Origin of the sequence: Pseudomonas sp. Z8(2022) (genome assembly GCF_025837155.1) — a bacterium.
GTDB lineage: Bacteria > Pseudomonadota > Gammaproteobacteria > Pseudomonadales > Pseudomonadaceae > Aquipseudomonas.
The window spans coordinates 3,899,018-3,917,628 of sequence record NZ_CP107549.1 but is presented as its reverse complement, the minus strand read 5'-3'; the positions used below and the strand labels follow the sequence as shown (position 1 = coordinate 3,917,628).

The 18,611-nt window shown below is 60.4% G+C and carries 15 protein-coding genes; 12 read left to right on the top strand and 3 right to left on the bottom strand.

Annotation, left to right across the window (positions count from 1 at the left end; all coding sequences use genetic code 11):
- The first annotated feature begins 36 nt into the window (after positions 1-36).
- The 12 genes from OEG79_RS18580 (at position 37) to OEG79_RS18525 (ending at position 16,679) form a co-directional block, all read left to right on the top strand.
- Positions 37-1,101 carry a pilus assembly protein PilM gene (locus OEG79_RS18580; protein WP_264146417.1) on the top strand — a complete coding sequence of 355 codons (1,065 nt, stop codon included), beginning with the start codon at positions 37-39 and terminating at the stop codon, positions 1,099-1,101.
- On the top strand, positions 1,101-1,673 hold the full coding sequence (gene pilN, locus OEG79_RS18575) for a type 4a pilus biogenesis protein PilN (RefSeq protein ID WP_264146416.1): 573 nt from the start codon (positions 1,101-1,103) through the stop codon (positions 1,671-1,673). The genes OEG79_RS18580 and pilN overlap by 1 nt, the downstream gene beginning before the upstream one ends.
- On the top strand, positions 1,670-2,290 hold the full coding sequence (pilO, locus tag OEG79_RS18570) for a type 4a pilus biogenesis protein PilO (RefSeq protein ID WP_264146415.1): 621 nt from the start codon (positions 1,670-1,672) through the stop codon (positions 2,288-2,290). The genes pilN and pilO overlap by 4 nt, the downstream gene beginning before the upstream one ends.
- A complete protein-coding gene (gene pilP / locus OEG79_RS18565) occupies positions 2,290-2,814 on the top strand; it encodes a type 4a pilus biogenesis lipoprotein PilP (protein WP_264146414.1) in 525 nt (174 codons plus the stop codon). The genes pilO and pilP overlap by 1 nt, the downstream gene beginning before the upstream one ends.
- Before the next feature lie 55 nt (positions 2,815-2,869).
- On the top strand, positions 2,870-4,990 hold the full coding sequence (gene pilQ, locus OEG79_RS18560; RefSeq protein ID WP_264146413.1) for a type IV pilus secretin PilQ: 2,121 nt from the start codon (positions 2,870-2,872) through the stop codon (positions 4,988-4,990).
- Positions 4,991-4,995: 5 nt separating this feature from the next.
- Positions 4,996-5,514 carry a shikimate kinase AroK gene (gene aroK / locus OEG79_RS18555; RefSeq protein ID WP_264146412.1) on the top strand — a complete coding sequence of 173 codons (519 nt, stop codon included), beginning with the start codon at positions 4,996-4,998 and terminating at the stop codon, positions 5,512-5,514.
- 51 nt (positions 5,515-5,565) lie between these two features.
- A complete protein-coding gene (gene aroB / locus OEG79_RS18550) occupies positions 5,566-6,669 on the top strand; it encodes a 3-dehydroquinate synthase (RefSeq protein ID WP_264146411.1) in 1,104 nt (367 codons plus the stop codon).
- A gap of 10 nt (positions 6,670-6,679) precedes the next feature.
- A complete protein-coding gene (locus tag OEG79_RS18545) occupies positions 6,680-8,254 on the top strand; it encodes an AAA family ATPase (protein ID WP_264146410.1) in 1,575 nt (524 codons plus the stop codon).
- Between the two features lie 239 nt (positions 8,255-8,493).
- Complete coding sequence (gene gltB, locus OEG79_RS18540; protein WP_264146409.1) at positions 8,494-12,939, top strand: glutamate synthase large subunit; 4,446 nt, start codon at positions 8,494-8,496, stop codon at positions 12,937-12,939.
- Positions 12,940-12,973: 34 nt separating this feature from the next.
- Positions 12,974-14,392: an FAD-dependent oxidoreductase gene (locus OEG79_RS18535; RefSeq protein ID WP_264146408.1), complete on the top strand. Its 1,419-nt coding sequence runs from the start codon at positions 12,974-12,976 to the stop codon at positions 14,390-14,392.
- A gap of 229 nt (positions 14,393-14,621) precedes the next feature.
- Positions 14,622-15,689: a uroporphyrinogen decarboxylase gene (hemE, locus tag OEG79_RS18530; protein WP_264146407.1), complete on the top strand. Its 1,068-nt coding sequence runs from the start codon at positions 14,622-14,624 to the stop codon at positions 15,687-15,689.
- A gap of 219 nt (positions 15,690-15,908) precedes the next feature.
- Positions 15,909-16,679, top strand: a complete 771-nt coding sequence (locus OEG79_RS18525) for a ParA family protein (RefSeq protein ID WP_264146406.1) — start codon at positions 15,909-15,911, stop codon at positions 16,677-16,679.
- 45 nt (positions 16,680-16,724) lie between these two features.
- Here the strand turns inward: OEG79_RS18525 and OEG79_RS18520 are convergent, their stop codons facing one another.
- The 3 genes from OEG79_RS18520 to trxC all read right to left on the bottom strand — a co-directional run bounded on the left by OEG79_RS18520 (position 16,725) and on the right by trxC (position 18,595).
- Positions 16,725-17,522: a universal stress protein gene (locus tag OEG79_RS18520; RefSeq protein WP_264146405.1), complete on the bottom strand. Its 798-nt coding sequence runs from the start codon at positions 17,520-17,522 to the stop codon at positions 16,725-16,727.
- Between the two features lie 103 nt (positions 17,523-17,625).
- Positions 17,626-18,069 carry a PaaI family thioesterase gene (locus OEG79_RS18515; RefSeq protein WP_264146404.1) on the bottom strand — a complete coding sequence of 148 codons (444 nt, stop codon included), beginning with the start codon at positions 18,067-18,069 and terminating at the stop codon, positions 17,626-17,628.
- Positions 18,070-18,160: 91 nt separating this feature from the next.
- Complete coding sequence (gene trxC / locus OEG79_RS18510; RefSeq protein ID WP_264146403.1) at positions 18,161-18,595, bottom strand: thioredoxin TrxC; 435 nt, start codon at positions 18,593-18,595, stop codon at positions 18,161-18,163.
- Positions 18,596-18,611 lie beyond the last annotated feature (16 nt).

Below are 18,611 nucleotides of genomic sequence, written 5' to 3'. Positions count from 1 at the left end.
AGTCCGTAAGTCGCGGATGCCAATAGGAAAACGGTCGTGCTAGGGCTCTTCACTAAGAAAGCGAATACGCTGCTGGGGATCGATATCAGCTCGACTTCGGTCAAGCTCCTCGAATTGAGTCGCTCGGGAAGCCGCTACAAGGTAGAGGCTTACGCTGTCGAGCCGCTTCCTCCAAATGCTGTGGTTGAAAAGAACATTGCCGAGCTGGAGGGGGTCGGTCAGGCGCTTTCCCGCGTTTTGGCCAAGGCCAAGAGTGGCGTCAAGGCAGCGGCTGTCGCCGTTGCCGGTTCGGCTGTCATCACCAAGACCATCGAGATGGAAGCCGGGCTTTCCGAGGATGATCTGGAAAATCAGCTGAAGATCGAGGCTGACCAGTACATTCCCTATCCGCTGGAAGAAGTCGCCATCGATTTTGAAGTTCAGGGTCCGGCTCCGCGCAACCCCGAGCGCGTCGAGGTGCTTCTGGCCGCATGCCGCAAGGAGAACGTCGAAGTCCGTGAGGCTGCGCTGGCGCTCGCCGGCCTGACCGCCAAAGTGGTGGACGTCGAGGCGTACGCTCTGGAGCGTGCCTACAGTCTGGTGGAGGCGCAGCTGGGCGGAGCGCATGATGAGTTGACGGTCGCAGTGGTCGATATCGGCGCCACCATGACCACGCTCAGTGTTCTGCACAATGGTCGCACCATCTATACCCGTGAACAGCTCTTCGGTGGCAAGCAGCTGACTGAGGAAATTCAGCGGCGCTATGGACTGTCTGTCGAGGAAGCTGGCCTTGCCAAGAAGCAAGGTGGTCTTCCAGATGACTACGACAGCGAGGTGTTGCAACCGTTCAAAGAGGCTGTCGTTCAACAGGTTTCCCGTTCGCTGCAGTTCTTCTTCGCCGCCGGGCAGTTCAACGATGTCGACTACATCCTTCTGGCTGGCGGTACTGCGTCCATTCCCGATCTCGACCGGCTGATTCAGCAGAAGATCGGTACGCAGACGCTGGTGGCCAATCCCTTTGCCGATATGGCGCTCAGCAGCAAGGTCAACGCCGGGGCGCTGGCCAGTGATGCGCCGGCACTGATGATTGCCTGTGGTCTGGCGATGAGGAGTTTCGACTGATGGCGCGGATTAACTTACTTCCCTGGCGCGAGCAGTTGCGTGAAGAGCGCAAGCAGCGCTTTCTGGTCAGTCTGGTGGGTGTTTTCATCGTCGCTGCCGGGTTGGTCTTTCTCGGTGATCAATTTCTTAACGCCGCGATCAGCAATCAGAACGCTCGCAATGACTTCATCAAGAAGGAAATCGCTGTTCTGGATGCGCGCATCAAGGAAATCAGTGAGCTGAAAACGCGTCGTCAGCAACTGCTGGAGCGTATGAAGATCATTCAGGACCTGCAGGGTAACCGCCCGATTATTGGTCGTGTGTTCGATCAGTTGGTCAGAACCTTGCCTGATGGTGTGTACTTCACCAGTGTCAAGATGACCGGTAAAAGCATCGCGATTGTCGGTGCTGCCGAGTCCAACAATCGAGTTTCAAACCTCATGCGTAACCTGGATGGTTCTGATTGGTTGACCGCCCCCAACCTGACTGAGGTGAAAGCTGTTACGGCAGGCGCTTTGGATCAGGCAAACGTGTTCCAGCTAACGGTTCAGCAGACTCAGCCTGATCAGGAACAAACGGAGGCGGCGCGATGAGTATTAAAAGTTCTCTTGAGAGTCTGCGCAGCGTCGACCTCAATGATCTGGATATGAACAATGTCGGCTCCTGGCCGGCGGCAGTTAAGTTCATAGCGGGCGTGCTGCTGCTTCTGGTGGTGCTTGGGCTGGGGTACAACTTTCACTTGAAAGATCTTCAGAGTCTTCTGGAACAACGCCAGAGCGAAGAAGAGACGCTCAAGCAGCAGTTTTCTACCAAGGCTTTTCAGGCAGCGAATCTGGAAGCATACAAGGAGCAAATGCAGGAAATGGAAGTTTCGTTCGGCGCGCTATTGCGGCAGCTGCCGAGTGATACCGAGGTTCCAGGGCTCTTGGAGGATATTACCCGTACGGGCTTGGGCAGTGGTCTGGAGTTCGAAGAGATCAAGTTGCTGCCCGAAGTTGCTCAGCAGTTCTATATAGAACTACCCATTCAGATAAAGGTAAGTGGCGGTTATCACGATCTTGCAACCTTTGTCAGTGGTGTAGCCAGTTTGCCTCGTATTGTGACGTTGCATGATTTCCAGTTGGCGCCGGCTAGTGCCGATAGTTCCAGCCGCCTGAGCATGCAGATAATGGCAAAGACCTACCGCTATAACGATAAGGGGGCTCAATGATGAGTTTCTATCGTGTGCTTCTGGTGGTGAGTTTGTCCGCTCTCGCTGGCTGTGGTTCCAGTGGTGATTTTGCTGACCTGCGTAACTACATGGATGAAGTTCGTGCCAAGCCGAAGGGGGCGATCGAGCCGCTGCCAACATTCCAGCCGTATGAGAGTTTTACCTATCGAGCGGCGTCGTTGCGTAGCCCGTTCCAGCCACCAGTAAAGATAGACGTGGTGGCCAGGCAGAAAGGCTCTCAGGAAATCAAACCTGATGAGTCTCGGGTCAAGCAGTTTCTCGAAGGTTTCAATATCGAGACCTTTGAAATGGTTGGGACACTCAGGAACGATCGAGAGCTTTTTGCTCTGGTTAATGGAGCCGGTGGCGTTCATCGCGTCAAAGTGGGCGATTATTTGGGGCGTAATCACGGCAAGGTGCTTGTGATCGACGAATCCAAAATCGACGTTATGGAAATTGTGCCGGATGGCGAAGGTGGCTGGCTTGAGCGACCACGCAGCCTTTCCTTGAAGGAGCGCTCCTGACGGAGTGATTTAACGAATGAATATAAATAATCTGTCTGCCAAACGGGATACGAAAATGAATGGCTCTCTTTCGCGTCTTAGCGTCGCCCTGATGGCGGCACTGCTGTCGCCCTCCATATTGGCGGCCAATCTACAAGGTCTTGATGTGGCCAGCCTGCCCGGCGACAGGGTTGAGCTGAAGCTTTCCTTCGATGAGCCGGTGACTGCTCCGCGAGGCTATACGATCGAGCAGCCTGCCCGAATCGCTCTGGATCTGCCGGGGGTGGCCAACAAGCTTGGGTCGAAAAACCGGGAGCTTGGCGTAGGCAACGCGCGCAGCGTTACCATCGTCGAGGCCAAGGACCGTACTCGCCTGATTGTCAATCTGAATAATCTGGCACCTTATAGCACTCGAGTTGAAGGCAGTGACCTGTTCGTTCTGGTTGGTGAGTCGTCTGCTGCAAGTGCTCGTCCAAATGCTGCGGCCACGACTGCCGTTGCCCAGCCGGCGCCCAAGAAATCCTATGGCTTGCAACCGAAGTCCATCAGCAATATAGACTTTCAGCGTGGCGAGCAGGGCGAGGGCAATGTTGTCATCACGCTTTCTGATGCGTCTGTAAGCCCGGACATCCAAGAGCAGGGCGGTAAAATCCGGCTTGATTTCGCCAAGACCGAACTGCCCGAGTCTCTGCGGGTTCGCCTTGATGTGAAGGACTTCGCGACTCCGGTTCAGTTTGTAAGCGCAACAGGCGGTGCGGACAAGACCAGCATCCTGATTGAACCGGTCGGTATATATGATTACCTGGCATATCAGACTGAAAACAAGCTTACTCTGAGTGTGAAGCCGCTGAGTCAGGACGATGTTGAGCGTCGTAATGCTGAGCGTTTTGCATATACCGGGGAGAAGCTGTCGCTGAACTTCCAGGATATCGATGTACGATCCGTTCTGCAGTTGATTGCTGATTTTACCGATCTGAATCTGGTAGCCAGTGATACTGTCGCGGGCAACATCACACTGCGTCTGCAGAATGTGCCTTGGGATCAGGCGCTGGACCTGGTGCTGAAGACCAAAGGGCTCGATAAGCGCCAGGTTGGTAATGTTCTCTTGGTGGCGCCAGCGGACGAAATTGCTGCTCGCGAGCGTCAGGAGTTGGAATCGCAGAAGCAGATTGCCGAGCTCGCTCCCCTGCGTCGTGAGTTGATTCAGGTGAATTATGCGAAGGCTGCTGATATGGCGAAGCTGTTTCAGTCGGTCACAAGTGCTGATGGTGCATCATCAGATGTCCGTGGTTCTGTAACGGTTGATGAGCGTACCAACAGCATCATTGCTTACCAGACGCAAGATCGTCTGGATGAGCTGCGGCGTATCATTGCCCAGCTTGACATTCCTGTGCGTCAGGTAATGATCGAGGCGCGTATCGTCGAGGCCAACGTGGATTATGACAAGGCCTTGGGCGTGCGTTGGGGCGGGGCAACTCGTCGCGGAAACTGGAGCGTTTACGGCAAGGACGGCGCGACATCCTTCGATAATGATAGCGGGCAGGTCTATTTGCCGGGCACCGATACGGTAGGCAACGTTTCGCTGCAGGATGGTGTGGCTCCTGTGCCCTTCGTCGATATGGGGGTTCTCGGCAGTACTTCGGGTATAGGCATCGGCTTCCTTACCGACAATGTGACGCTGGATCTACAGCTGTCGGCCATGGAGAAGACCGGTAATGGCGAGATTGTCTCCCAGCCCAAGGTTGTTACTTCGGACAAAGAGACGGCGAAAATCTTGAAGGGGCAGGAAGTTCCCTATCAGGAAGCCAGCTCTAGTGGCGCGACCAGTACATCCTTCAAAGAGGCGGCTCTCTCCCTGGAGGTTACTCCTCAGATCACTCCGGATAATCGCATCATCATGGAGGTGAAGGTAACCAAGGATGCGCCAGATTTCGCCCGGGCCCTGAACGGGGTGCCGCCGATCAACAAGAACGAAGTCAATGCCAAGGTACTGGTCAATGATGGCGAGACCATTGTGATCGGCGGGGTGTTCTCCAACACCCAGACCAAGGGTGTAGAGAAAGTCCCATTCCTTGGTGACCTGCCATTCCTGGGCCGAGTATTCCGTCGTGACATCGTCAGCGACAACAAGGCCGAGTTGCTGGTTTTCATCACTCCGCGCATCATGAACAACCAAGCCATTGCCGTGAATCGATGACCTAAGTGCGGAATGTAATCCTCGTTGGCCCGATGGGAGCTGGAAAGAGCACCATCGGGCGTTTGCTTGCCAAAGAACTGCGCTTGCCTTTCAAGGACTCCGACAAGGAGATCGAGCAGCGTACGGGTGCCGATATTCCCTGGATCTTCGATGTCGAGGGCGAGCAGGGTTTTCGTGAGCGGGAGCAGGCGGTAATCGCCGAACTCTCTCGTCAGGATGGCCTGGTCCTGGCAACTGGCGGCGGTGCAGTGATGAGGCCCGAGAATCGCCAGGCGCTGCATGCGGGGGGGCGAGTCGTTTACCTGCATACCTCTGTGGAACAGCAGATCGACCGGACGTCGCGTGACCGCAATCGTCCGCTTTTGCGCACAGCCAATCCGGCCCAGGTGCTCAGGGATCTGATGGCTGTTCGTGACCCTCTCTACCGGGAGGTTGCCGACATCATCATCGAGACGGACGAGCGTCCGCCGCGCATGGTGGTTCAGGAAATTCTCGCGCGTCTGGAAGACTTGTCGCCCCGTTAAAGCACGGGGCGAACTGCGCTATCCTAGGGGCCTTTCTATTCTGGGGGCCTCATGCAGACTCTTCACGTTGAACTCGGCGAGCGCAGTTATCCCATTTATATCGGCGATGGCCTGCTGGCGCGATCCGAGTTGTTCGCGCGTCATATCGCCGGGCGGCAGGTGGCGGTGGTCACCAATGAGACCATTGCTCCTCTTTATCTCGATGCGCTGCAGCGTTCTCTGGACGGCTTCAAGGTTGACTCGGTCGTGTTGCCTGATGGTGAGTCATTCAAAAACTGGGAAACCCTGCAGCTGATTTTCGATGGGTTGCTGAAGGCTCGGCATGATCGGCGTACGACCGTTATCGCCTTGGGCGGCGGTGTGATCGGTGACATGGCGGGCTTCGCGGCTGCCTGTTACCAGCGGGGTGTGGATTTCATTCAGGTGCCGACGACGCTGCTGTCCCAGGTGGACTCTTCGGTAGGAGGCAAGACCGGGATCAACCATCCGCTGGGCAAGAACATGGTCGGGGCCTTCTATCAGCCGAAGGCTGTGCTGATCGATACCGCCAGCCTGCACACCTTGCCGGTGCGTGAGCTTTCCGCTGGTCTGGCTGAGGTGATCAAGTATGGCCTGATTTGTGATGAGCCTTTCCTGACTTGGCTCGAGGAAAACATGGCTGCCCTGCGCACTCTGGACGGAGCTGCGCTGACCTATGCGATCGAGCGCTCCTGTGCGGCCAAGGCGCGAGTGGTGGGCGCCGATGAGCGAGAGTCGGGGGTGCGGGCCACTCTGAATCTAGGGCACACCTTCGGTCATGCCATCGAGACCGAGCAGGGCTATGGTGTTTGGTTGCACGGTGAAGCGGTTGCTGCCGGAACGGTGATGGCGCTGGAGATGTCCCATCGTCTCGGCTGGTTGTCGGAGGCGGATCGGAATCGCGGCGTGCGCCTGTTGCAGGCTGCCGGGTTGCCGGTGGTGCCGCCTCAAGATATGACGCCCGAGCGCTTTCTGGAGCATATGGCGGTGGACAAGAAGGTGCTTGATGGCCAGTTGCGCCTCGTATTGCTCAAGCGTCTGGGGGAGGCAGTGGTGACTGCGGATTACCCGCGCGAAATTCTCGACGCCACGCTGCGTAGCGACTACGTTGCGCTGGCCCAGTCGTCCAACTCTTGAAGAGTGATTCATGACCAGTTTGCATGCTGACGAAGCTTTCCTGGCCCATTACCAGTTCAGCCACGACCCTTTTGCGCCACGCGTGCCCGGCTTCAAGTTCTTTCCGGCGCAACGCAAGCCGGTGCTGGGGCAATTGCATCATCTTGCGCGCTACAGCCAGCTTCTGCTGGCGGTAGTCGGCCCGGAGGGCAGCGGCAAGACGCTGCTGCGTCAGGCGCTGGTCGCCAGTACCAACAAGCAGGCGGTGCAAAGCATCGTCATTGCGCAGGGTGCCGCCAGTAGCGAGGCTTTGCTGCGACAAGTCGCGCAAGGTTTGTCCATCGCTCAGGCCGACGTGCGCTCGATTCTGGCGCAGGTTGGGCAGTTGGCGCTGACGGGACAGGAGGTATACCTGCTGGTCGATGATGCGCAGCAGCTGGATGATGTCGCGCTGAAGAATCTACTGGTGCTCGCCGCGGGGGGCAGCGAAGGGCGGCCACATGTTTTTCTGTTCGCAGAGCATGAGCTGTTGGCTCGACTGGAGGCTCTGGCGAATGGTGAGGAGTGCTACCACGCGATCGAGCTGCAGCCCTATAGCGAGGATGAAACGCGCGATTATCTCGCTCAGCGGCTGGAAGGGGCCGGTCAGGACATCGAGTTGTTGAGCGATGAGCAGATCGAGGAAATTCATGTGCGCTCTCAGGGGTGGCCGGGAGCGATCAATCACGAAGCGCGTGAGTTGCTGGTCGAGCAGATGCTTGCACAGCGCGCGGCGGGCCGTGGTGCCGCAGGCGGCGGTTTCGCGTTGCCTAGGAAGCATCTGCTGGCACTGGCGGTCGTCCTGATCGGCGTCGCAGCTGCCTGGTTCATGCAGGGGCGCGAGTCCTCCACGCATGCGCCGGTAGCCAGCAATACATCGCTACCTTTGCAGTCCTCCAGTTCGGCGGTCGAGGCTGAGGAGCCGGCTCAGGCTTCTGTATCCGAGAGTCGTACGCCGGCCATCGAGTTTGCGGGTGGCAGCCAGCCGCTGCCTTTGCCGCTGGTGGGGGAATCGCAGACAGTGATTCGCCAGCCATTGGCCGAGGCCGCAGGTGAAGAGCTGAATAACTTTGAGCCGCCAGCGTCGCTCGAACCCTCGACAGTGACACTGCCATCGGCTCCAATCGCTGCTGCACCTGCACCTGCACCTGCACCTGCACCTGCACCTGCACCTGCACCTGCAAAGCAGCCTGAGCCCGTGGTGGCCAAACCTGCAGCCCCGGCCCCGAGCCCTGTGTCTGCTCCCAAACCCGCCGCAGCGCCGGTCGTGGCCTCAAGCGGTGCGGCAGGAAGCTGGTATGCCCAGCAGCCGGCGTCCCGTTACGCCCTGCAGGTGGTCGGTTCGCGTTCGGAGGCCAACATTCAGGCGTTGGTGCGTGAGGGGGGCAGCGAATATCGCTACTTCAAGAAGACGCATCAGGGCCAGCCGCTGTATGTACTGACCTACGGTAGCTTCGCCAGTCGCGATGCTGCCCAGGCCGCAGTGAAAACCTTGCCTGCCAAGCTGCAGGCAGGCAAACCCTGGCCTCGTACATTGGGCAGTATCCAGCAGGAAATGAGCCGCTAAACGCTCTGCGTCAAGATGACTGCAAGGTCGTTAGCATGACCTTGCAGTCTTATCCTTCGTTTTTGCGACATAAATTTTCACCCCCTCGTCACGAAAGTTTGTGGCGTCATGGGTGGATATGTACAATGACCTCCCTTTTGCCCTGTGCAAAGCTGGCCCGTGCCCGCTTTTTGGGTTTAAGTAATTGAATTAGAAAGTAATTTGCCTGAAGTCTAGGCAGACTGGTGAGAGTTTCCCCTATGAAAGCAGGTTTGTACCGTCCTGATGAGTTCAAGGATAACTGCGGCTTCGGCTTGATTGCCCACATGCAAGGTGAGGCTAGCCATCACCTGCTCAAGACCGCTATTGAAGCCCTCACCTGCATGACTCACCGCGGCGGTATCAACGCCGACGGCAAGACCGGTGATGGCTGTGGCCTGCTGATCCAGAAGCCCGATCAATTTCTGCGCGCTGTCGCCCAGGAGCAGTTCGGCGTCGAACTGCCCGGGCAGTACGCCGTGGGCATGGTGTTCTTCAATCAGGATTCGGCCAAGGCCGAGGCTGCGCGCGAGAACATGAACCGCGAAATCCTTGCGGCTGGCCTGCAACTGGTGGGCTGGCGCAAGGTGCCGATCGACACCAGCGTACTCGGTCAGCTGGCGCTGGAGCGCCTGCCGCAGATCGAACAGGTGTTCATCGGTGGTGATGGGCTGTCCGATCAGGAATTCTCCATCAAGCTGTTCAGCGCCCGTCGTCGTTCCTCGGTGGCCAACGCCGACGACACCGATCACTACATCTGCAGCTTCTCGCACAAGACCATCATCTATAAAGGCCTGATGATGCCGGCGGACCTGCAGCAGTTCTACCCGGATCTGGGGGATGAGCGCCTGAAGACCGCCATCGCGGTTTTCCACCAGCGCTTCTCCACCAATACCCTGCCGAAGTGGCCGCTGGCTCAGCCCTTCCGCTTCCTCGCGCACAACGGCGAGATCAACACCATTACCGGCAACCGCAACTGGGCGCAGGCCCGTCGCACCAAGTTCGCCAACGAGTTGATCCCCGATCTCGACGAGCTGGGCCCGCTGGTCAACCGCGTCGGCTCCGACTCTTCGAGCATGGACAACATGCTTGAGCTGATGGTCACCGGCGGCATCGACCTGTTCCGCGGCCTGCGCATGATCATTCCGCCGGCATGGCAGAACGTCGAGACCATGGACGCCGATCTGCGCGCGTTCTACGAATACAACTCCATGCACATGGAGCCCTGGGATGGCCCGGCCGGCGTGGTGCTGACCGATGGTCGTCACGCCGTGTGCCTGCTCGATCGTAACGGTCTGCGTCCGGCGCGCTGGGTCACCACCAAGAACGGCTACATCACCCTGGCGTCGGAAATCGGCGTGTGGGACTACCAGCCCGAAGACGTCATCGCCAAAGGTCGTGTCGGTCCGGGGCAGATCCTCGCCGTCGACACCGAAACCGGCCAGGTGCTGGATACCGAGTCCATCGACAGCCGCCTGAAGTCGCGCCACCCGTACAAGCTGTGGCTGCGCAAGCATGCCCAGCGCATCAAGGCGACGCTGGAAGACCGCGACCATGGTTCGGCCTTCTACGACCCGGATCAGCTCAAGCAGTACATGAAGATGTTCCAGGTCACCTTCGAGGAGCGTGACCAGGTGCTGCGCCCGCTCGGCGAGCAGGGCCAGGAAGCGGTTGGTTCCATGGGTGACGACACGCCGATGGCGGTGCTCAGCCAGCGCGTGCGTTCGCCTTACGATTACTTCCGCCAGCAGTTCGCGCAGGTTACCAACCCGCCGATCGACCCGCTGCGCGAAGCGATCGTCATGTCCCTGGAAATCTGCCTGGGTGCCGAGCGCAACATCTTCAGCGAGTCGCCGGAGCACGCCACCCGCGTGATCCTCAGCAGTCCGGTGATCTCGCCAGCCAAGTGGCGTGCGCTGATGAGCCTGGACCGCCCGGGCTTCGACCGTCATGTCATCGACATGAACTACGACGAGTCGCTGGGCCTGGAGGCCGCCGTGCGCAACATGGCCGACCAGGCCGAGGAAGCCGTGCGCGCCGGCAAGGTACTGCTGGTACTGACCGATCGTCACATCGCCCCGGGCAAGCTGCCGGCGCATGCTGCGCTGGTTACCGGCGCTGTGCACCACCGTCTGGTGGAGCAGGGCCTGCGCTGCGACTGCAACATTCTGGTGGAGACCGCCACCGCGCGTGACCCGCACCACTATGCCGTGCTGCTGGGCTTCGGCGCCTCGGCGGTCTATCCGTTCCTGGCCTACGAAGTGCTGGGCGATCTGATCCGCACCGGCGAAGTGCTGGGCGATCTGTACGAAGTGTTCAAGTACTACCGCAAGGGCATCTCCAAGGGCCTGCTGAAGATCCTGTCGAAGATGGGCATCTCCACCATCGCCTCCTATCGTGGTGCGCAGCTGTTCGAGGCCGTCGGCCTGTCCGACGAAGTCACCGAGCTGTGCTTCCGCGGCGTGGCCAGCCGCATTCAGGGCGCGCGTTTCGTCGATATCGAGAACGAGCAGAAGCTGCTGTCCTTCGAGGCCTGGAACAACCGCAAGCCGATCCAGCAGGGCGGTCTGCTCAAGTTCGTCTACGGTGGCGAATACCACGCCTACAACCCGGATGTGGTGCGCACGCTGCAGGAAGCCGTGCAGCAGGGCAACTACGAGAAGTACAAGGAATACTCGACGCTGGTCGACACGCGTCCGGTGTCGATGATCCGCGACCTGCTCAAGGTCAAGGAGTCCGCCACGCCGATCAGCATCGACGAAGTCGAGCCACTGCAGTCGATCTTCAAGCGCTTCGATGCCGCCGGCATCTCCCTCGGCGCGCTGTCGCCCGAGGCGCACGAGGCGCTGGCCGAGGCGATGAACCGCCTGGGTGGCCGTTCCAACTCCGGTGAGGGCGGTGAAGATCCGGCCCGCTATGGCACCATCAAGAGCTCGAAGATCAAGCAGGTGGCCACCGGTCGCTTCGGTGTAACCCCGGAATACCTGGTCAACGCCGAAGTGCTGCAGATCAAGGTGGCCCAGGGCGCCAAGCCTGGTGAGGGCGGCCAACTGCCCGGCGGCAAGGTCAACGGCCTGATCGCCAAGCTGCGCTACGCGGTACCGGGGGTGACCCTGATCTCGCCGCCGCCGCATCACGACATCTACTCGATCGAAGACCTGGCGCAGCTGATCTATGACCTCAAGCAGGTCAACCCGAAGGCGCTGGTGTCGGTCAAGCTGGTGGCGGAAGCCGGTGTAGGCACCATCGCTGCCGGTGTGGCCAAGGCCTACGCCGACCTGATCACCATTTCCGGCTACGACGGTGGTACCGGCGCATCGCCGCTGACCTCCATCCGCTATGCCGGCGCACCGTGGGAGCTGGGCCTGGCCGAAACTCACCAGACCCTGCGTGGCAACGACCTGCGCGGCAAGGTGCGGGTGCAGACCGACGGTGGTCTGAAGACCGGTCTGGACGTGATCAAGGCCGCCATCCTCGGCGCCGAAAGCTTCGGCTTCGGCACCGCGCCGATGGTGGCACTGGGCTGCAAATACCTGCGCATCTGTCACCTGAACAACTGCGCCACCGGCGTGGCCACGCAGAACGACAAGCTGCGCAATCACTTCATCGGTACCGTCGAGATGGTGATGAACTTCTTCACCTACGTCGCCGAGGAAACCCGCGAGTGGCTGGCCAGGCTGGGCGTACGCAGCCTGGAGGAGCTGATCGGTCGTACCGATCTGCTCGAAGTGCTGCCGGGCGAAACCGCCAAGCAGGGCAACCTGGATCTGTCGCCGCTGCTGGCCAGCGCGCATATCCCGGCTGACAAGCCGCAGTTCTGCCAGGTGGCGAAGAACCCGCCGTTCGACGAAGGCCGTCTGGCCGAGAAGATGGTCGAGATGGCCAAGGACGCCATCGCCGGCAAGACCGGTGGTGAGTTCGAGCTGAGCATCGGCAACTGCGACCGTTCCATTGGTGCACGCATTTCCGGCGAGATCGCCCGCGTGCATGGCAACCAGGGCATGAGCGACGCGCCGATCACCTTCCGCTTCACCGGCACTGCCGGTCAGAGCTTCGGCGTGTGGAACGCTGGCGGCCTGCATCTGCGCCTGGAAGGCGATGCCAACGATTACGTGGGCAAGGGCATGACTGGCGGCAAGATCGTCATCACCCCGCCTGCCGGCAGCCCGTTCGCCACCGAAGACAGCGCCATCATCGGCAACACCTGCCTGTACGGTGCCACCGGCGGCAAGCTGTTCGCCACCGGTACCGCAGGTGAGCGTTTCGCCGTGCGCAACTCCGGCGCTCACGCCGTAGTGGAAGGCACTGGTGATCACTGCTGCGAGTACATGACCGGCGGTTTCGTCTGCGTACTGGGCAAGACCGGCTACAACTTCGGCTCGGGCATGACCGGCGGTTTCGCCTATGTGCTCGACCTGGACAACGGCTTCTACGATCGCGTCAACCACGAACTGGTAGAAATCCAGCGCATCAACAACGAAGCGATGGAAGCCTACCGCAGCCACCTCGAGAGCGTGCTCGCCGAGTACGTTGAAGAGACCGGCAGCGAGTGGGGCCAGAACCTGCTGGAGAACCTGGACGATTACCTGCGCAAGTTCTGGCTGGTGAAACCGAAAGCGGCCAGCCTGAAGTCGCTGCTGTCCAGCACCCGTGCCAACCCGCAATAAGAATGCGCCTGAAGTGGTTTGATGAGGTAATGCAATGACTGAACGTCTGAACAACGACTTCCAGTTCATCGAAGTCGGGCGCAAAGACCCGAAGAAGAAACTGCTGCGTCAGCGCAAGAAGGAATTCGTCGAGATCTACGACAACTTCAAGCCGGCGCAAGCTGCAGACCAGGCGCATCGCTGCCTGGGCTGCGGCAACCCGTATTGCGAGTGGAAGTGCCCGGTACACAACTTCATTCCGAACTGGCTGAAGCTGGTCTCGGAAGGCAACATCCTGGCTGCCGCCGAGCTCTCGCACCAGACCAACACCCTGCCGGAAGTCTGCGGCCGCGTGTGCCCGCAGGATCGCCTCTGCGAAGGTGCCTGCACCCTCAATGACGGCTTCGGCGCGGTGACCATCGGTTCGGTGGAGAAGTACATCACCGACACCGCCTTCGCCATGGGCTGGCGCCCGGACATGTCCAAGGTCAAGCCGACCGGCAAGCGTGTCGCGGTGATCGGCGCCGGCCCGGCCGGCCTCGGTTGCGCCGACGTGCTGGTGCGTAACGGTGTGACCCCGGTGGTGTTCGACAAGAACCCGGAAATCGGTGGCCTGCTGACCTTCGGCATCCCCGAGTTCAAGCTGGAAAAGACCGTGCTCAGCCGCCGCCGTGAAGTCTTCACCGGCATGGGTATCGAGTTCCGCCTGAACACCGAGATCGGCAAGGACGTGACCATGCAGCAGCTGCTGGATGAATACGATGCCGTGTTCATGGGAATGGGTACCTACACCTACATGAAGGGCGGCTTCCCCGGCGAGGACCTGCCGGGTGTCTACGACGCGCTGGACTTCCTCATCGCCAACGTCAACCGCAACCTTGGTTTCGAGAAGTCGCCGGAAGACTTCATCGACATGAAGGGCAAGCGCGTGGTGGTACTGGGCGGTGGCGACACCGCGATGGACTGCAACCGCACCTCGATCCGTCAGGGCGCCAAGGCCGTGACCTGTGCCTATCGCCGTGACGAAGAGAACATGCCGGGCTCGCGCAAGGAAGTGAAGAATGCCAAGGAAGAGGGCGTGAAGTTCCTCTTCAACCGCCAGCCCATCGCCATCGTCGGCGAAGGCAAGGTGGAAGGCATCAAGGTGGTCGAGACCCGTCTCGGCGAGCCGGACGCCCGTGGCCGTCGCAGCCCCGAGCCGATCCCGGGTTCCGAGGAGGTCATCCCGGCCGAGGCCGTGCTGATCGCCTTCGGTTTCCGTCCGAGCCCGGCACCCTGGTTCGAACAGTTCGATATCCAGACCGACAGCCAGGGCCGCGTCGTGGCGCCGGAGAAGAACACCTTCAAGCACCAGACCAGCAACCCGAAGATCTTTGCCGGTGGCGACATGGTGCGTGGTTCCGACCTGGTGGTGACGGCGATCTTCGAGGGTAGGAACGCCGCCGAAGGCATCCTCGACTATCTGGGCGTCTAAGCTACTGCGCTCGGCCATGCTGCGTTGAAAGCAGGCTCGGAATGCTCATGTACAGCTCGTACACTCCGCTTCCTCGCCCGCTTTCGCCTTGCCTGACCTTCGCTCGTTACGCTTAGCATTAGGCATTTGCCCGCGACAAATTGACCCGATGGACAAAAGGCACGGCACCCGCCGTGCCTTTTGTTTTCTGGTCTGCGAAAATGCCCGCACTTTTTTCTAGGACTCTGCCATGACCGCCCTGAAGAACGACCGTTTCCTTCGTGCCCTGCTCAAGCAACCCGTAGATGTCACGCCGATCTGGATGATGCGCCAGGCCGGCCGCTATCTGCCGGAATACCGCGCGACTCGGGCCAAGGCCGGCGACTTCGTGAGCCTGATGAAGAACCCGGAGCTGGCTTGCGAGGTCACCATCCAGCCGCTGGACCGCTACCCGCAACTGGATGCGGCGATTCTGTTCTCCGACATCCTCACCATCCCCGATGCCATGGGCCAGGGCCTGTACTTCGAGACCGGCGAAGGCCCGCGCTTCAGGAAAGTGGTCAGCAGCCTGGCTGATGTCGAGGCGCTGCCGGTGACGGATGCCGAGAAGGACCTGGGCTATGTGATGGACGCCGTGCGTACCATCCGCCGCGAGCTGGGTGGCCGTGTGCCGCTGATCGGCTTCTCCGGCAGCCCCTGGACGCTGGCCACCTACATGGTCGAAGGCGGCTCGTCGAAGGACTTCCGCAAGACCAAGGCGATGCTCTACGACAATCCGCAAGCCTTGCACGCGCTGTTGGACAAGCTGGCGCAGTCGGTCACTGCCTACCTCAACGGGCAGATCCTGGCCGGTGCGCAGGCAGTGCAGATCTTCGATTCCTGGGGCGGCGCGCTGTCGGCGGCGGCTTACCAGGAATTCTCCCTGGCCTACATGAAGAAGATCGTCGATGGCCTGATCCGCGAGCATGAAGGTCGTCGTGTGCCGGTGATCCTGTTCACCAAGGGCGGCGGTCTGTGGCTCGAATCCATGGCTGACAGCGGCGCTGAAGCGCTGGGTCTGGACTGGACCTGCGACATCGGTAGCGCCCGCGCCCGTGTCGGTGCCAAGGTTGCCCTGCAGGGCAACATGGACCCGGCGGTGCTCTATGCCAAGCCTGCGGCGATTCGCGCCGAGGTGGCGCGCGTCCTCGCGGCCTATGGCGCCGGCAGCGGCCACGTGTTCAACCTCGGCCATGGCATCACCCCGGAAGTCGATCCGGCTCACGCTGGAGCCTTCTTCGAGGCCGTCCACGAGTTGTCGGCGCAGTACCACCAGTGACGCATAAAAAAGCCCGGCAATGCCGGGCTTTTTCTTGGAAGTCGCTGTGTGCACTGACGCTGCATTGCATATCCTTGGTGTGCATGTTGCCCTTGTGCGCGTTTGGCGCGGGCACAACCTGTGATGCCGGATGGCACCAGGCCGTGATTGCCTTCGGTGTTCACCGGCTGTCATGGGCTTTGCATGGAATCGGAAACCTTCGAATCCGGGAGCGTGACGATGCGACGTGTGGTGTTCAACCAGAAGGGTGGCGTAGGCAAGTCCAGCATCGCGTGCAATCTCGCGGCGGTGAGTGCGGCGCAGGGGTATCGCACGCTGCTGATCGACCTCGACGCCCAGGCCAACTCGACCCACTACCTCACCGGGCTGACCGGCGAGGATATCCCCATGGGCATCGCCGATTTCTTCAAGCAGAGCCTTTCTTCCGGCCCGTTTGGCAGAAAGGGCAAGGTCGACATCTACGAGACACCGTTCGACAACCTGCATGTGGTCACCGCTACTGCCGAGCTCGCCGAGTTGCAGCCCAAGCTGGAGCAGAAGCACAAGATCAACAAGCTGCGCAAACTGCTCGACGAGTTGGCGCAAGACTATGACTACATCTACCTCGACACCCCGCCGGCGCTGAACTTCTATACGGTTTCCGCGTTGATAGCAGCCGATCGCGTGTTGATTCCCTTCGATTGCGACAGCTTCTCGCGCAATGCCCTCTACGGCCTGCTGGCCGAGATCGAGGAACTCAAGGATGATTACAACGAGGCGCTGGAAGTGGAGGGCATCGTGGTCAATCAGTTTCAGCCTCGCGCCACCCTGCCGCAGCAGTTGCTGGATGAACTGATCGAAGAAGGGCTGCCGGTGCTGCCGGTGAACCTGATGAGCTCGGTGAAGATGCGAGAATCGCACCAGGTTTGCACACCGCTGATCCATCTGGATGCACGGCACAAGCTGACCCTGCAGTTCGTCGAGCTGCATGACCTGCTCAACGCCAGCTGAATGATAAAGGCGCCTGAAGGTGCCTTTTTGCGTGGGTTGCTGTTGCTAGCGAACCACGAACACGTCGCAGGGCGCCTTGTGCAAAAAGTGCTGCGCCAGGCTGCCCAGCAGCGCCTGGGAAAAGGCGCTGCGGCCATGACTGCCGAGCACCAGCAGTTCTGCGCGACGGGTCTTGATCTGCTCCTGCAGGCTTCGCAGGATGCCGCCCTGGAGCACTTCGTGGCTCAGCCTCGGGCCGCCTACCGGCAATTTCTGCGCTTCGTCATGCAGCAACTGATCGATCAGCCCCTGCTGGGTCTGTAGCTGTTGTTCCACCTGCTGCGGCGTGCCCTTGTCCGGCTCGAACACGTGCAGGGCATGCAGTTCGGCCTCGCCAGGCAGCAGGAGATAGGCCTGCTCCAGGGCGCTGCAGGCGCACAGGGAAAAGTCGATGGCGGCCAGGGCGCGCTGATAGGGCTGGAAGTCGTTACGCGCTACCAGCAGTAGCGGCACGGTGCAGCGACGGGCAATGCGATCGAGGCTGGTGCCGGAGAAGAAATCGTGGCGTGTATGGTGTCCACCCAGTACCAGCAGATCGCAGCCGCTGTCCTGCACCTGCTGCAATACCACTTCCCAGGGTTTGCCGCTGAGCATGTGCAGTTCGGTGCCGGGCGGGGCGTACTGGGTCAGGCTGCGATCCAGTGCCTGGCGTGCCTTTTCCTGTTGCTCGCTGTTATGGCCCGGCTCCAGCACATGCAGGATGGTCAGGCGGGCACCGTGCTGACGGGCCAGCTGGGTGGCGCGGCACAGCGCCATGTCGGCGGTGTCGCGCAGGTCATGAGCGATGAGGATGTGCTTGAACATGGTGACGGCTCCCCTGCCGATACCCGTCGGCAATTTTATTCTGCCTGTTCAGATAGCCGCTCTTTTGACCTGTGGCAAGGTCAGGGACTGTTAAGCGGCGCCTTCAGCGTAAACGCAATTGATAGCAGCCGCGACTTTCCGCGACCATTTCGCCGCTGCCGTCGGTCAGTTGCAGGTCCAGCTGATACTCGGCCTTGCCCTGCTGGCTCGCCTGCTCTTCGAGGCGGGCGATCTCCTCTGCCGAGAGACGCGCTTCCACCTGGATATCGCCCAGGGCCGGGCGGCGAAAGCGCAGGTTCATCTCCTTGATGACGGGATAGAAGCGCTGGGCGTCGAAGCTGGTCAGGAACAGCGCGCCACCGGGGATTTCCGCGAGGGTGAACAATGCGCCTGCGTACATGCTGCCGATATGGTTCTGATTGCCCTGTAGCGGCATGCGCAGGCGCACGAACCCAGGCTCGAGGACTTCGGCCCTGAGGCCGCTGCGTTTGACGAAGGCGATCTGTTTCTCGGTGAGTTGGCGGGCGATTTCCACGGGCAGCGGCATGGCGAAACTCCTTGATGGGCGTTTGGCCAGACTAAGGGGCGGGCGGCGCGCTGCAATTGACCGCAGCGCCCGTGGTGACTGACCGAAGCGCTCAGATGCCCTGCTGGCGCAACCATTCCTGCAGTTGTGGCAGCGGCATGGCGCCGCTCTGGCGGGCGACTTCGACGCCGCCCTTGAACAGAATCAGGCTGGGAATGGAGCGGATGCCCATTTGCCCGGCCAGATTGGGGTTGGCTTCGCTATCGAGCTTGCCCAGGCGGCAGCGGCCTTGCAGTTGCGTAGCAGCCTGCTGGAAGATCGGCGCGAAGGCCTGGCAGGGGCCGCACCAACTGGCCCAGACATCCACCAGCAGCGGCAGGTCGCCCTTCAACTGGCTGGCAAAGTTGGCTTGCGTCAGGGTGAATGGTGTGGCGGGCAGTACTTCGCTCTTGCAGCGGCCGCAGCGCGGCGTGTCGCCCAGACGCTCGGCAGGAATGCGGTTGAGCCCGTTGCAATGCGGGCAGGGTATCAGCAGGGGATCGCTCATGGTTCGGCTCCAGCGG